We start from the raw sequence: 15,085 nt of genomic DNA on the forward strand, positions 1-15,085 counted from the left end.
TCAAACCCTTCTTCTTCTATTTATAAATATCTGATCTTAAATTCGCATCAGAAACAACATCAAATCTGTAATTTCAAAAACCCTAAAAAACCAATTTTAAACCAATCATACCATTAATTCCCTGGCTTGGGTAGCCATGCCATAAATAAGCTTCAGAATTAAAAATATTATTTACATTGGCATAAAGCGATAGTATATCATTCCATGTATATTCGGCACCCAAACCAAAATCAGCAATAGCATCAAGCTGGGCGGCTTTTCCATTTGTCATCACAGGTCGTTTCCCAACAAATAGTAATCTGGCATTAAACAGCCACTGATCGGTATACTGATAGCTTGCCCTGGTTTCCATTTCAAAATTAGGCATATGCCAAGCCTCTTCTAAGCCATCTAATGAATAGTGTGTATATTTTGCTAAAGCATAAAGATTAAGCTCTTCATTCAGCTGTAAATCGAGTTCTCCCGTAAAACCTATTTTGTACAAATCGTCGTAAACAACAGCATACTTATTAGAATAATAGGTTTGGCTTGGAAGATCGCCTTCTGAAGTCAATGCATCGTTAGCCATCGAGAAAAAATATTGATTTTCTATATTGGCATACTCCATAGAAAATAAGGCACTTGATTTTTCTGATATTTTAGTCTTAAAACCGCCATAAACTCTATAATTTGTGCTTGTATTTTCAACATCCAAACCTGAATGTACAAATGGATTTTTTTCAGAAATTGAACGTATTGTGTTCAAATCCAAATTTCCATCTAAACCTGCAAACATGTTTAAGATACGATCAACCAAAACAAGACTAAGTTTAAAATCCGGATAAAGTTTAAAATCAGAATCATTCCCTAAAACGGCTTGTGCCTTTACTCCGAGTCTCATATTGAACCCGCCAAGTGTGATATTATAAGATGGATTAACCATCCATAGTGACGATCTTACATCATGATCCTTGAGCTTGGAATCCCAATACACCAGATTATTTGTTTGAATAAAATCCAAAGAACTCTCCAATGACCACAGGCCTTCACCCGCCTTCATTTCAGCACTTCCATTCACCCCCATATCTACTTCACTTACATTGTAATTGTCAGTAAAATAATCAAATACAACACCAAGTTTATAATTCAAATCCTTAGCATCATTCAAGGTTTCATAAGTGGTGTTCAAACCAAATTCATTGAATTTTTGATCATTATAATCAAAGATATTTTCCTTTCCTGCATTATTTTCTGACAAAGACGAACCGTAATAATTAAACGTTTTGTATTTGTAAAAAATACGGGAACTCAATTTGGCATCATCCAAATAATGATTGCCATAAATCTCTGCTAAAAATTCTCTCCAATCAGGCTTCACCTTTGTATTATCTTCTAATTCAAGCTTGCCGTTACTGGAATAATGTTGCAAATGCAAACCAAAATCCGTTTTCTTCGATTGTAAATTATTATAACGGTAATCCGCATACAAAGTTGCATAATTCCCTGCCGCTAAATCGAAAGTATGCCCATGCACTTTTTTCAAAGGAGCGGTACTCATTTTAGCTGCCTGAATTGATCCCGGCTTAAAATTAACGTTCAATGATTTGCTTCTGATTGAATAATCAAAATCCTTTTTGAAAGTCACCGTATCAACCACAATTGGCATTTCACCTATCCGCTTCGATTTTTTAATTTTAGGCTTAAAATTAGTTCTAACCTTAACTTCCTTTTTCAAATCACGTTGTTCCTGAGCTTGAACAAACAAGCACATAGTAACAACAACACCCGTCAATAAAATTGATTTTATTCTCATATGTTCGTCTATTTTATTCTTTACTACTATCAACAACTCAACTAATCGTCAAGCTCTCCAACCATCTCGTTTAAAATTGATTTAGCATCATTTACCGATAAAGAGTCAGCCTTCACTTCTTGCTTCGTTTTAAGCTCTTTTTCAATCGATTTTGTATTAGCTTTCGAATTAGAAACATCTTGCCTGATTTTTTCCTGAGCATTCTCATTCGGCTTCACCGTTTCTAAAATTGGCTCTAATTTTGCCTTCGCAGCCTCTATAATACCGTCATCTTTTATGCCATAATTATCGATCACACTCTGGAGGGTATAACGCGCCTGAAAGACATCTTTTTTATCCACAAAAATATCGGAAAGCAAAATGAAACTTCTACCCAACCAATAATGATGTGGCGAATTCATATCAATAAATTCATTCACTCTTTTCTCCGCCTCATCTATTTTTTGGGTTCGATAAAGCAAATCAGCCAATAAGAATCGGGACTCTGCCCCTTCTGCACTCTGGACTTCTTTTGCCAAAATTTGAAGATCATCTTTTGCAGCCGAATCATTGTTCAAAGCCAGATAAGCTTTCGCTCTCTTGTACAGAATCTCCTTTTTTTCGTCTTGCGTTACATTAGGCAAAAGAAGCAGAACTTTTGATTCCGAAATCAGTGACGTATAGTCTTTCAATTCATAATTGCATCTGAACAATCCCCAATCAGCAATCCGTTTATTATCTGTAATTTCAGCCTTTTGCTTCAATAATTCAAAATAAGGCTTCGCCTTCAAATAATCCTTTTGCTCAAAATAAATTTGCGATATTCCCAATAAGGCTTTCTCTGTATACAAGTTATCTTCACCATTGAGTACCATTTCAAAAGCCTGAACTGCATTATTAAAATCCTTGCGATTAAAAGCGGCTTCCCCTTTATAATAAGCGGCATTGATTCGAAACAAGCCCTGAGGAAATTTTTCAAGATATTCAGAAAAAGCCAAGGTCGACTTTTCGCTCTGTCCATCCATATACAAGCGCTCAGCAGATAAATAAGTCAAGGAATCTCTTTCAGACGTCTTAACGCTACCTCCCTGCCCCAACGATTCTGTAAAAGCAAAATAAGACTGTACATCATTCATATCGATGTAAACATTCTTGATTCCCAACAAAGCACTTTGAGCATCGTTGCTGTCTGAATAATTCATCACAACCTGCTTATAATACTTGAGCGCTTCAGTGTAATTCTTTTTATTATAATTCAACTGCCCCAATTGCAATAAGGCTTTTGCAATAAACTCGCTCTGAGGATACTCTGAAACTAAATTCTTATAAAGTTTTAAAGCGGTCTCCTCATCTGCTTGCTTAACTTTTGCCTTAGCCAATTCGAAAAGAGCATCATCCTTATAATCAGACTCAGGAAACTTTCTTGAAAAGTTTTTTAAAAGTGTAATCTTCTCATTCAACTGACCACACAAACCTCTTGACAAAGCATTTTGATAAACAGCATAATCTGTCGACCAGTTATTCGCGGCAGCAGCTTTTGTATAATATTCAGCAGCCTTTTCATAATTTCTATTCAAAAAATAACAGTCACCAATTCGATTCTGAACATCGGTTAAATACTCTGATAATTTACCATTCATAAACTGTTCGTACTTCCGAAACCAAACAATAGCCTTGTCGTATGCGTCCAATTCGAATTCGCAATAGCCCAAATTGTAATAGGCATTATTAAAATATTTCGAATTCCCCACGCCTGGTGTCTGAATGAATTCCTGATAATTCTTAATCGCAATTAAATAATCTTCTGTTCTGTAATAAGCCTCAGCCTTCCAATACAAGCAATCAGCAGCAATATCTCTATTGTAAATTTTATAAGTCAGAGCTTTATTAAAATAATCAAGCGATTCCACATATTTTGATTGTTTAAATAATTCCAACGCATAAAAATAAGCCACACGCTGATAGGCCTCTTCAATGCGAGGCGATTTCTCTTTTATCATATTCATCGACTCCAGAGCCTGTTTATAACTCTTAGTCGTCATATACACATCAACCAAAAAATCGTAAGCCTCATCATTTTCATCCGAGTTGGGATATTGGGTCAAATAGGCATCAAAAGCGCTTATCGTTTCATTGGCATTCGAATAAGATAGTTCATAACTAATCTTTGCAAAATTGAAGAGTGCACTCTTTTTAATATCCTCATCAGCGGCCATCTTCGAAGCCTTCTCAAAAGCGTTTTTAGCCTCTTTTTTCTCACCCATTTTAAGAAAGCAATCAGCCAAATTGTAAGTCGAAATTTGAAGCATGGCATCTTCTTTCCCTTTCACTTTGGAGAACAACTGACTGGCATTTTTATAATCCTTTTCCTGATAATACGAAAATGCCAAAGCAAATATTTCTTCTCTTTTTAGATCAAGTCCATCCCATATTAGATAAGGAATTGCCTCAGCATATTTTTTTTGATTATAATAAGCCAAACCAATCATTTTGGCAATCTCTGGCACCCTGTCAACATCTGCTTTTTCAAGAAATCTGGGCGCATAAGCAATCAATTTATCGTACTTCTCTTGCAAATAGTAGATCTGAGATATATAATAAGGAATCAATGGAGCATAAGTTTCATCATTCTCAAGCTTATCAAAAGCATTCAATGCGGTTTGATAGTTGCCTTTTTCGTAAGCAATATGTGCATAGTAATAATTCGAGGCTAATTGATATTCCCCCTTTTTATCAAGAAGCTCAAAAAAATATTTCCCAGCCTCATCCTTATGATCTGTTTTAAAATAAGCATATGCCTTTTTAAAGAAAAATTCATCTTTCTGATCTTTTTCAATCTGATAGGCATCCGTTCTTTCAAACCAACCTAAGGCTTTCTGATATTTCTTTTGATTGTATTTTTGTCTCCCCAACTGAAAAAATGCCTGATGAACAAAAGCATTGCCCGGATACCTGTCTAAAAAACTAAGCATCCCTTTCTCTGCTTCAGGACGAGACAGCTCTATGGCACAATATGCCAAATAAAATTCAGCTTCAATTTTTCTATATGAAAACTCTTTTTCTTTGGCTGCCACTTGCTGAAAACAATAACGGGCACCACCAAAATCTTTGTGTCTAAATAATTCATGTCCCTTTTTCCAATTATCAGAATAAACCTGACCGGCAACACTTTTTTGTGCCAATGAACTTTTAAAGGGTGTACCAAGTATGAATATAAATATGATGGGGAATAGTAATCTTGGGCGCATATTGTCAATTATCATAGTGATTGAAATTAGCTTTGAAAAATGTGCTTAAAGATACAAAAACAGATAGCAGCTCGACTAGAAAAAGCCTTGTTTTAATAAAAATCTTATCTTACCCTAATAACGTCAGAAGATAGCATAAATTGTTCAATTATGCCTAATTGTTTTAAGATTTGGATAATTTTGAAACGATAGAAAGGCTATCACAAATAATTTTCTAGATTTGTAGAACAGAGATTCTACAATGCCTTTAAGCCTGACAAAAACAATAAGAGTAATAAACTATGTCTGAAACTGCTATCATCAAACTAAATAATGCAATTATTCGCCAATCAGAGAACATCATTTTAAAGGATGTAGATTTAGAAATTGAGAAAGGTGAATTCGTATACCTTATTGGTCGTGTTGGAAGCGGTAAAAGTAGTCTTTTAAAAACCCTGTATGCAGACTTGCCACTAAAAGAAGGCACAGGCAGTGTTGTTGGTTATACTCTCCCTAAGATTAAAAATAAGCAAGTTCCCTTTTTAAGACGGAAAATTGGCATCGTTTTTCAGGATTTCCAACTCCTTACCGATAGAAATATTGAAGCCAATCTGCAATTTGTTTTGAAAGCAACGGGGTGGAAAAATTCTCATGACATAAAATCCCGTATTTCAGAAGTGCTCGAAAAGGTGAAAATGAACAACAAAGGGTACAAAATGCCTCATGAATTATCAGGTGGAGAGCAACAACGTGTTGTTATTGCACGAGCCCTTTTAAACTCACCCGATATCATCTTGGCCGATGAACCGACGGGGAATTTAGACCCGGAAACATCTGACGACTTAGTTCAATTACTTCACGATATCAGTAAAAGTGGTAAAACCATCATTATGGCAACGCACCAACACGATTTATTGGCAAAATTTCCTGCTCGTGTAATTGAATGCAAGGATAGCCGTGTAATTGAAATATCAAAAAACACGGCAGAAACCGTTATTGATTTTACCGAAACAGAAACTTTTGAATAGTGAGCCAGCATACAACAAAAAAGTGCAGGAGATCAGATCAAAACAATCTCTTATATTTCCTGTTGCCTTTGTTTGTATCATCTGGTTCCTGAAATTTTTTGAGTGGGGACTCAATATTGATTTTTATCGATTAGGGATATTTCCACTACATACCAAAGGACTGCTCGGCATCATCACGTCTCCATTTATACATAGCGATTTTGAACACCTGATGGCCAATAGCATCCCAATCTTTGCACTGAGCTGGGGGATTTTTTATTTCTACAGAAAACTTGCCATCCGTATCGTTTTATACTGTTGGCTGACAACCAACATACTCCTGTGGCTAGGAGGTCGCGAAGCCTGGCATATAGGTGCATCGGGCTTGGTTTATGCCTTTGCATCCTTTCTTTTCTTTAGCGGCTTGTTCAGAAATTATTATAAACTGATTGCCATCTCCTTTGTTGTCGCTTTTCTGTATGGCGGCTTATTCTGGGGAATTTTCCCGGTTTTGAAAGATGTTTCGTGGGAAGGTCATTTATTTGGTGCTTGCTCAGGATTGATTTACGCTTTCGCTTGCCGAAAGGAAGGACCACAGAAACCGAAAGTCGTTTGGGACAAAGATGATACGATTCCTGAAGAAATATGGAATCAGAAAAATAACTCTAATCCATGATTGCCATTTTCTTCATCAAAAATGAAGCATTTAGTTTTTGACTGATCCCTTTTTTCAACTTGTAATCAAAAATCAACTGGTCATTCGTCAGTTCCACCTCAAAACAATGATTATTGACATACTTAGGATACTTATTCTCTAATTCGCCAATCATTAAATCATGTGTTGCTATCATAACTACTGCATTTAAACTGATCAACTTATCCAACAAACCCAGCGATCCCAATTGCTTATCTTTGGTATTGGTGCCTCTTAATATTTCGTCTAATATCACCAATGTTTTGGGCTGTTTCTCTACATTCTCTATAATTTCCTTAATACGTACAAGTTCTGCATAAAAATAGGATTCATTATTCGACAGAGAATCTTGAATTTTAATGCTCGACAGAATTTGACAAGGGGTAAATCGAAAAACTTTTGCACAAACCGGAGCTCCATTCATGGCCAATATCAAATTAGTTGCTATGGTACGAAGAAAGGTACTTTTCCCAGCCATATTTGCTCCCGTAATAATATTCACACATGGCATTCCTCCATACTCAACTGAGTTATTCACTCTTACTGATGATGCTAATAGTGGATGTCCCATATCCTGAGCATGTAAATAAAAATCCGAATCCAAAGCCTCAGGATAATTCACTTCTGATTGATTATTATAAGCGAATACAGCATAAGACATTAAAGGCTCAATCTCTGCCAAGGCAGTAAACCAAGTTGGAATAAACCGCTTATAGATTTCCTTCCATTTAATCAATCGAAATAGAATTTGAACATCGAAAAGGAATAGAGCATTTAGTGTTAACGAAACAATCCAATTGTAACGCAAATCAAAAGTATTCAACAATTTAAATAGAGATTTCAAAACAAGACTAGCCTTAATGTCCTGATTTGAAAGCTTCTGTTTAATTGAATTTAAATGGGGAGATTCGAAACTTTCGTTCTCTGTTAATTTAATAAGAGCGGTGTATTTTTTCAGTACCGAGGATGAATTGCCCAGGTGAGTGTGCGATTTGTTAATGAGCTTTTTATTTGCATCAACAATAAACATGTTCAATAATATGGGCAAAAAAAGAGAACCTAAAGTGAATGGACCAAAGACTACAACTGCCAACCACGACAGACTAATCAGCGGACAAACAATAGACGAAACCTGCAAAAACCTCAGTTTAGCTACGGGTTCATCCAGCCATGCCTGCAAATTAGCCAACTCTTTTCCCGTTTCGGAAATAAGCATAGCATGTGCCTGAAAGTTCTGCACAAATTCATTTTTCTCACTCAATTCCTTTATAGCCTCTTGCTTTTTGAGAATTACGTCCTCATCTAATTCAAACCGACAAAGACTGTCTGTAAATTGATCTTTGCCATTTTTTGTAAAACAACGATTTAAATATTGATAGAGAGATCCTATCCCAAACAAATCGAAATCAGCCGATAAATACGGGTTTATCACAGCATATTCCGCACCATCTTCCTGATCTATATAATTATGATTCAGATATCCTATTTCGTTCTCATTCAACAAACGTCTTTTAGACAAGAATTTAAGCTCATCTGCAAGTATCAAATCACGTTTGATCACATATATAAAGGACAATAAGCACGAAAAAGACAGTATTAAAAAGAAAGCAGCCTGCCTATGAAAAATAAACAAAGCTATAAACGCAACAAATCCCACAAAGGTAAAGAGCCTGAACAGAGACAAATAAAAGATTTGTTTTTTAATCTTCTTTATTCTTGAATCAAGACTGATAATATTAGAACTGTAATGATCTACAGGTTGAGTTTTCTGCATTGTAAAATATTTTGAGGATAAGTTGTTATCGCGTTTTGTGTTCTTTGATTTGACACAAAACATTCATATGTATCCTCGTCAAATTTATGAATAATAGAAGGATAAACAATCAAAAAAAAAGATGCACTAAATGCATCTCTTTATTCCTAACTAAAATTTCACCCTCAATCCCACAACGCCAATATTCCCAGCTTCGACAAAAATGCCCCAACGCCTGCTAAAATCATAGGAAGCACCCAGGTATCCCATTGTTTCGAATGTTGCAACCGCATCATCGCGACCAGCACCTATGCTACCTCCTGCATACAAATCGAAGTTGGAATTCTTAACCAACAAAGGGAAAATATGGAAATTAGCCCGAAGACCTACGTATATGCTACGATCTGCTTGAAATTTACCTTCCTTGAAAAAGGCATTACCCTGTAATCCCAAAGAAAAGTATTTGCTTATACGATAATCGTAACTTCCTTGAAATCCGTATGGCGTCCAATCTTTATAAGTTGAAATACCAACAGTTAACACATGAGTCGGGTATTTAAAAGTTACTTCATCAGCTGTCTGAATTTCCTTCTTTTCTGTATCAAGATTTTCTATTCCCCCAACAGGAATATCCATCTTCTTCTTTTTCAAAACAGCCTCTACCCTCTCCAAAAGAGCTCTCACTTTATCCCTAAGAACATCTACCTTCTCTGAAAGTATCTTCACTTTTTCGGCAAGAGCCTCCACGTCTTTGGGCTTCTTGCTCTTTTCCATTAACTCATCGGTTTGATCAGGAAGATAGCTTAAGTTTTTTTTCAGATTAAGTGATTTATTGGTTTTATGTACGAGTTTCTTACGAACCAAGGGTATTTTCTTTTCTGATTCAGTCACTTTAGACGAATCTGACAAATCTTGCTTTTTGGTCTCTCCCGGCTTTTCTTTTACGGTTTCAACACTTGGCTGAACGCTATCCTTTTCTCTAGTTATTTTATCTCCAGGACATTGTAATAACAGTAAAATACACACAATTATTACTGCTAACCCCAGCAGTACGAACTTTAAGAATTTCCATACATTTTTTTTCATCATCTTTTGGTATAGGCTTAACTCCTAAGATGGAGGCGAATGAATATGAATCAGTTTAATAGCAATCTTGAAATTTATAATCCATGAATCAAATTTCATCGCATTTATGATTCACAATACGATTACATAATCTCAACTCATATTACTAAGATAATGAATATATGCTTATTACATAATTAATTCTTACAGCAAAAAAAAAGAGATATACAAGTGTGCATCTCTCTTTCATTCATCCCAAAGACAAAAACCTTTATTTCTTATAATATTTCATTGCCTCAGGTAAAAAAGCTTGCAAATTATTCACCCGGGTGGCGTCTGCTGGGTGTGTTGACAAAAACTCAGGTGGTTTTTGTCCACCACTCTCACCCATACGTTTCCAAAAATCAATTGCAACAACAGGATTATATCCAGCCATGGCCATAAAAATCAGTCCCATTTTATCGGCTTCGGTTTCATGCGATCGTGAAAAAGGCAACACGACCCCCACATTTGAAACCGCACCAAAAGCCGTCATCCATATTTGCTTAGTTTCTGCAGGCTTTTCATTCAATGCCATGCTCAAACCAGTCCCCAAAGCCTGAATCCCCATTTGCTGACTCATTCTCTCGTTACCATGTCGGGCAATGGCATGTGCAATTTCATGTCCCATAACCACAGCCATACCCGCTTCGGTTTGCGTGTAAGGAAGTATACCTGTATAAAACACAACTTTCCCGCCAGGCATACACCAGGCATTAGGCGTATCATCTTCAACCAGATTAAATTCCCAGGCAAAACCAGAGATACGGTCAGACATACCATTATCTTTCATGAAAATCTCTACAGCCTCAGCAATTCGCTTTCCAACACGCTTCACCATCTCCGATTGCTCCTTATTATTAGATAATTTATTTTCCTTAAGAAAGCTATCATATTGAATCAAACTCGTTGCAATCATCTGGTCTTCGGGAAATAAATTCATTTGTTTTCTCCCGGTAATGGGCACCGTAGCACATGCAGCTAATACCGTAACCAGGCACAGTAAGGCAATTTTCTTCATCATCATATTAGTCTTAAAATTATTTGATATCGATACGTTTTATAACTTCATCCAGATTAGATGTCGGCAAAAAACAGGCTTTATCTTTACAAAGGTAAAGACTTGTTGTTTTATTACTAAATCTATTTTTCAATAAAGGCAAGTCACTTTCTTTCTCACTCCCCAAGATCAGGACATTAGGCAAAAATCTTTTATTAAACGCCTTCTGAAACGACCTGGCTTCCTTACCGGATATGACCAATTCATAGGGTGACTCAATTTGCTTTAGTATTAAATTCGCCCATTTCCCATGATAAGACAGGTATTTTAAGGTCTGCTCTTTCATATTAGCAAGCATTTGTGCCGATATTTCAACGTACTTTTCATTCCCCAACAGATGACCTAATTGATAAAGAGACTCAGCCATTGAAGCATTTGAAGAAGGAATAACATTATCCATTACTTCCATTTTTCGGGCAACTAAGCCGGAATCTTCAGAAGACGTATAGAAGAACATGCCGGATTTTTCATCGTAGAAATTTTGAATGACATATTTCATCATATCGTCAGCACATTTTAGCCAACTCTCGTCAAAACTAACCTGATACAAGGCGACAAACGCCTCCAATGTAAAACTGTAATCATCAAGGAATGCATTAATTCTAGCATCTCCGTTCTTATATGTTCGATACAACTGAACTCCCGATTGGGTCATCCTTTCTTTTATAAAAGTTGCCGTTTCGATAGCCTTATTTAAATATGCCTCATCACCTAAAGCCTTATAAGCATCAACATATCCCTTTATCAATAGAGAATTCCATGCCGTCAAAAACTTATCATCCAAACCTGGTCGAACTCTTTCTGATCTGGCGAGCAAAAGTTTCTGTTTTAAATTTTCTATCAAGCCATCAAACTCCGTTTCTGAAAGCTGGTATTTATCCAAAAGTTCTGATTTGTCCTTTTTGATATGAAGAATATTACCTTCTTCCCAATTGGCAGATTCCAAAACCTCGTAATATTCAGAAAAAACAGGCGAATCCTCTCCTAAAACCTGATCGACTTCCTCCTTTTCCCAAACGTAAAATTTACCTTCTACGCCTTCACTATCCGCATCGAGTGCTGAATTAAAGCCACCTTCAGTCATAGAAAGTTCCCGCTCAACAAACCCAATCGTTTCTTTTACAACTTTCTTATAAAGAGACCTCTTTGTTAATCGATAAGCTTTAGCATAAAGACTCAAAAGTTGTGCGTTATCGTAAAGCATTTTCTCGAAATGCGGTACTTTCCAATATTGGTCCACCGAATAACGGGCAAACCCACCCCCAATCTGATCGTAAATTCCCCCTTTAGCCATTTTATCGAGACTAAGCTTGAGATGATTTAGGATGGCAGAATCTTTTGAATAGAAATAATAATTCATTAAAAAATCAAGAGAAATCGGCATTGGGAATTTTGGCGCTTTGTTCTCGCCCCCTTCCCTTTTATCAAAACTCGATTTCCAGCCCTCAACAGCTTCTTCGAGTTCCTTCATATTATAAAAAGTATGATCTTCCCTAGAATCAATTAATCCACTTATCCGAACACCTTCAGATAATTGATCAGCAGATCGTTCCACCTTATCATTTTCTGTAACGTAGGCATGATGAATGGCTTTAAGCATACTCGCCCAATTAGCCGTTGAGAAATAAGTTCCTCCATAAAATGGCCTACCATCTGACAAAGCAAAACAATTTAGAGGCCATCCACCTCTTCCGCTGATCAGTTGCACAGCATCCATATAAATCTGATCAATATCCGGTCGCTCTTCCCTATCCACTTTAACACATACAAAGAATTCGTTCATTAATTTAGCAATTGCTTCGTTCTCAAAACTTTCATGAGCCATCACATGACACCAATGACATGCCGAATACCCTATACTTATTAATAAAGGCTTGTTTTCATCTCTGGCTTTTTTTAGGGCTTCATCCCCCCAAGGATACCAATCCACCGGATTGTGGGCATGTTGCAAAAGATAAGGACTGGTTTCATGAATTAAGGAATTGGTATACTTTTCTTTCATCTTATTTATGTGAGTTTGAGCCTCAACACCATTCAAGTCCCACACCAAAAATAGCACAGAACATAGAATTAATAAGGCTTTTTTTAAATCTATTAAGCATAGACATAAATATAGCTTTTATTTTTATTTATTTTAAATAAACTAAGAAGGGGTATAAAAGAAAATACCAAAACCATTGGTAAAAAAGATGTTCCCATAAATAGAATGCTCTATGAAAACCGCATTCAAGGATCGGCTACGAATATAGGTCAGAGAGAACACAATACTTCCTACAAAAGTAAACACCAAAGCAGCCCAGTTTCTAAAAATAATATGCGCCATTGAAAAACATAGCGCATTTACGAAAATCATAAACTGTACATTATCGAATAAAATTCTGTAACGGTTATAAAAAAAGAACCGATAAATAAATTCCTGTGTAAAGGCTGACCAAACAGGATAAGTCAGAATCAGTACTAACCAAAACCAAAAATTCTGAAGGGGCAATTGAAAAAAAACATCCTGCCGGAAAATATAAACCCATAAAGATGAAACCACTAAAAGAAAAAGACTCTTTATACCAATTTCCTTAAGAGAATAATAAGACTTTATACTAAATATACTTCGTGATATATTCTTCCTGTTATACATAACAACAAAGCAGTATATAAAAATCATAACCAATGGAACACCCTTATGAATTGGAATCAATTCAAAGAAATATAAAAGTGGTAACACAACAAAAAGTACCACAAACTCAGTCCAAAGATAAAGTTTCGACATACTACTAAATAAAAAAATATAATTGAAAGGGAATTCAACGAATCTGCTTAATTAAGATACAAAATTTCGCAGCTTTTTACAAAATTATTTATGATATACTCTTATCAATAAACAGTCCAACATCGTTCTATTTAACATCGTTCTAAATTGAATGTCAGAATCTAATTAGATTTTAATAGTCCTAATAAAAATTTGATCTTTGTATGAGACAAAACATAAAAAAATTCAACAATATGAGCATCAAAGGAACAGAAACAGAAAAAAATCTTCTGAAAGCATTCGCAGGAGAATCTCAGGCAAGAGGTCGTTATACGTATTTTGCCAAACAAGCAAAAAAAGAAGGCTACGAACAAATTGCTGCACTATTTTTAGAAACTGCTGAGCAAGAAATGCAACATGCAAAAAGATTCTTTAGCTTTTTAGAAGGTGGAGACGTGGAAATTACAGCAAGTTACCCTGCCGGTAAAGTTGGTTTAACAAGCGAAAACCTAAAAGCTGCGGCTATGGGCGAAAACGAAGAATACACCGAATTGTACCCTGAATTTGCCAGAATTGCGGCCGAAGAAGGCTTCAAAGAAGTGGCTGCAGCTTTCAAAACAATTGCAAAAGTTGAACAAATGCACGAAACCCGTTACCTAAAACTTCTTAAAAACATTGAAGAAGGTCGTGTATTTGAAAAAGAAGAAAAAACAGAATGGTATTGCAGAAAGTGCGGTTACGTTCACGAAGGAACTAAAGCGCCAAAAAATTGCCCTGCCTGCCAACATCCTCAAGCCTACTTTGAAGAAAAGAGTGAAAACTACTAAATAAAATTAAGCTGCAAATTAAGATTCGGACTCTTAAATTTGCAGCTTTTATTTTTTATTACTCATCATCCAACAAATCAGGACGCAAGAGTTTGGTTCTTTTATACGCCTGTTCCTCCTGCCAACGCTCAATTTTCTTATGATCCCCAGAGAGCAAAATATCCGGAACTTTCCAGCCTCTGAATTCAGCTGGTCGCGTATAAAGTGGTGGAGCCAATAAATTGTCCTGAAAAGAATCAGTCAATGCAGAAGTCTCATCCCCCATTGCCCCTGGCAACAAACGAACAACACTATCAGTAATAATCGCAGCAGCCAGTTCGCCCCCAGTTAAAACAAAATCACCAACAGAAATTTCCTTTGTAATAAAATGATCACGAATTCTCTGATCAATTCCCTTGTAGTGTCCACAAAGTATAATGATATTCTCTTTCAATGAAAGTGTATTAGCCGTTTTCTGGGTATACGGCTCTCCATCAGGGCTGGTAAAAATAATTTCATCGTACTGACGCTGATCCGTCAAACTCTCAATAGCCTTAACAATTGGCTCCAAACGCATAACCATTCCAGCACCTCCGCTAAAAGCGTAATCGTCAACCTTATTGTGCTTGTCCTCGGAAAAATCACGAATGTTATGGATATAAATCTCTACGACCCCATTATCCTTAGCTCTTTGAATGATAGAATGTCCCAATGGACTTTCCAATAATTCCGGCACAACAGTCAATATATCAATTCTCATCATTTCTAAATTTTGCTCAAAAGTAGACATCCAGCCTTATTAAAACAAAAAATTTAAACCCATAAAAAGAATTGAAGACAATTTTCTATCATAAAAAAGTCAAAATACATAAATATTTTATTCGTTTCATAAGCGTTTAAATATATCCGAAACCTGTTAC

Annotated in this window: 11 protein-coding genes; 3 read left to right on the forward strand and 8 right to left on the reverse strand. The window is 36.0% G+C overall.

Annotation, left to right across the window (positions count from 1 at the left end; translation table 11 throughout):
• Window positions 1-82: 82 nt before the first annotated feature.
• Together EO244_RS10410 and EO244_RS10415 are read right to left on the reverse strand one after the other, a co-directional pair.
• The gene (locus EO244_RS10410; protein ID WP_129254615.1) at window positions 83-1,792 is read right to left on the reverse strand and encodes a TonB-dependent receptor; all 1,710 of its coding nucleotides are present in this window, start codon (window positions 1,790-1,792) and stop codon (window positions 83-85) included.
• A gap of 41 nt (window positions 1,793-1,833) precedes the next feature.
• Window positions 1,834-5,034 carry a tetratricopeptide repeat protein gene (locus tag EO244_RS10415; protein ID WP_129254616.1) on the reverse strand — a complete coding sequence of 1,067 codons (3,201 nt, stop codon included), beginning with the start codon at window positions 5,032-5,034 and terminating at the stop codon, window positions 1,834-1,836.
• 266 nt (window positions 5,035-5,300) lie between these two features.
• On the opposite strand from EO244_RS10415, the gene EO244_RS10420 reads away from it, so the two are divergent.
• Window positions 5,301-6,026, forward strand: a complete 726-nt coding sequence (locus EO244_RS10420) for a cell division ATP-binding protein FtsE (RefSeq protein WP_129254617.1) — start codon at window positions 5,301-5,303, stop codon at window positions 6,024-6,026.
• Window positions 6,019-6,681 (forward strand): rhomboid family intramembrane serine protease, encoded by a 663-nt coding sequence (locus EO244_RS10425; protein ID WP_206734535.1) that lies wholly within the window; start codon window positions 6,019-6,021, stop codon window positions 6,679-6,681. The genes EO244_RS10420 and EO244_RS10425 overlap by 8 nt, the downstream gene beginning before the upstream one ends.
• Here the strand turns inward: EO244_RS10425 and EO244_RS10430 are convergent.
• The 5 genes from EO244_RS10430 to EO244_RS10450 all read right to left on the reverse strand — a co-directional run bounded on the left by EO244_RS10430 (window position 6,671) and on the right by EO244_RS10450 (window position 13,380).
• Window positions 6,671-8,473 carry a MutS-related protein gene (locus EO244_RS10430; RefSeq protein WP_164977466.1) on the reverse strand — a complete coding sequence of 601 codons (1,803 nt, stop codon included), beginning with the start codon at window positions 8,471-8,473 and terminating at the stop codon, window positions 6,671-6,673. The genes EO244_RS10425 and EO244_RS10430 overlap by 11 nt on opposite strands.
• Before the next feature lie 150 nt (window positions 8,474-8,623).
• Window positions 8,624-9,538, reverse strand: coding sequence for a hypothetical protein (locus EO244_RS10435; RefSeq protein WP_129254619.1), 915 nt, complete (start codon window positions 9,536-9,538; stop codon window positions 8,624-8,626).
• Window positions 9,539-9,788: 250 nt separating this feature from the next.
• Complete coding sequence (locus EO244_RS10440) at window positions 9,789-10,580, reverse strand: M48 family metallopeptidase (RefSeq protein WP_241687969.1); 792 nt, start codon at window positions 10,578-10,580, stop codon at window positions 9,789-9,791.
• 16 nt (window positions 10,581-10,596) lie between these two features.
• Complete coding sequence (locus EO244_RS10445) at window positions 10,597-12,618, reverse strand: thioredoxin domain-containing protein (protein ID WP_129254620.1); 2,022 nt, start codon at window positions 12,616-12,618, stop codon at window positions 10,597-10,599.
• Between the two features lie 141 nt (window positions 12,619-12,759).
• Window positions 12,760-13,380: a CPBP family intramembrane glutamic endopeptidase gene (locus EO244_RS10450; RefSeq protein WP_129254621.1), complete on the reverse strand. Its 621-nt coding sequence runs from the start codon at window positions 13,378-13,380 to the stop codon at window positions 12,760-12,762.
• A 203-nt stretch (window positions 13,381-13,583) separates the two neighbouring features.
• Here EO244_RS10450 and rbr point away from each other — a divergent pair, with 203 nt between their 5' ends.
• Window positions 13,584-14,186 carry a rubrerythrin gene (gene rbr, locus EO244_RS10455; protein WP_317133214.1) on the forward strand — a complete coding sequence of 201 codons (603 nt, stop codon included), beginning with the start codon at window positions 13,584-13,586 and terminating at the stop codon, window positions 14,184-14,186.
• 58 nt (window positions 14,187-14,244) lie between these two features.
• Here the strand turns inward: rbr and trmD are convergent, their stop codons facing one another.
• Complete coding sequence (trmD, locus tag EO244_RS10460) at window positions 14,245-14,925, reverse strand: tRNA (guanosine(37)-N1)-methyltransferase TrmD (RefSeq protein WP_129254622.1); 681 nt, start codon at window positions 14,923-14,925, stop codon at window positions 14,245-14,247.
• Window positions 14,926-15,085: the final 160 nt, after the last annotated feature.

Origin of the sequence: Ancylomarina salipaludis (assembly GCF_004122035.1) — a bacterium.
Taxonomy (GTDB): Bacteria; Bacteroidota; Bacteroidia; order Bacteroidales; family Marinifilaceae; genus Ancylomarina; species Ancylomarina salipaludis.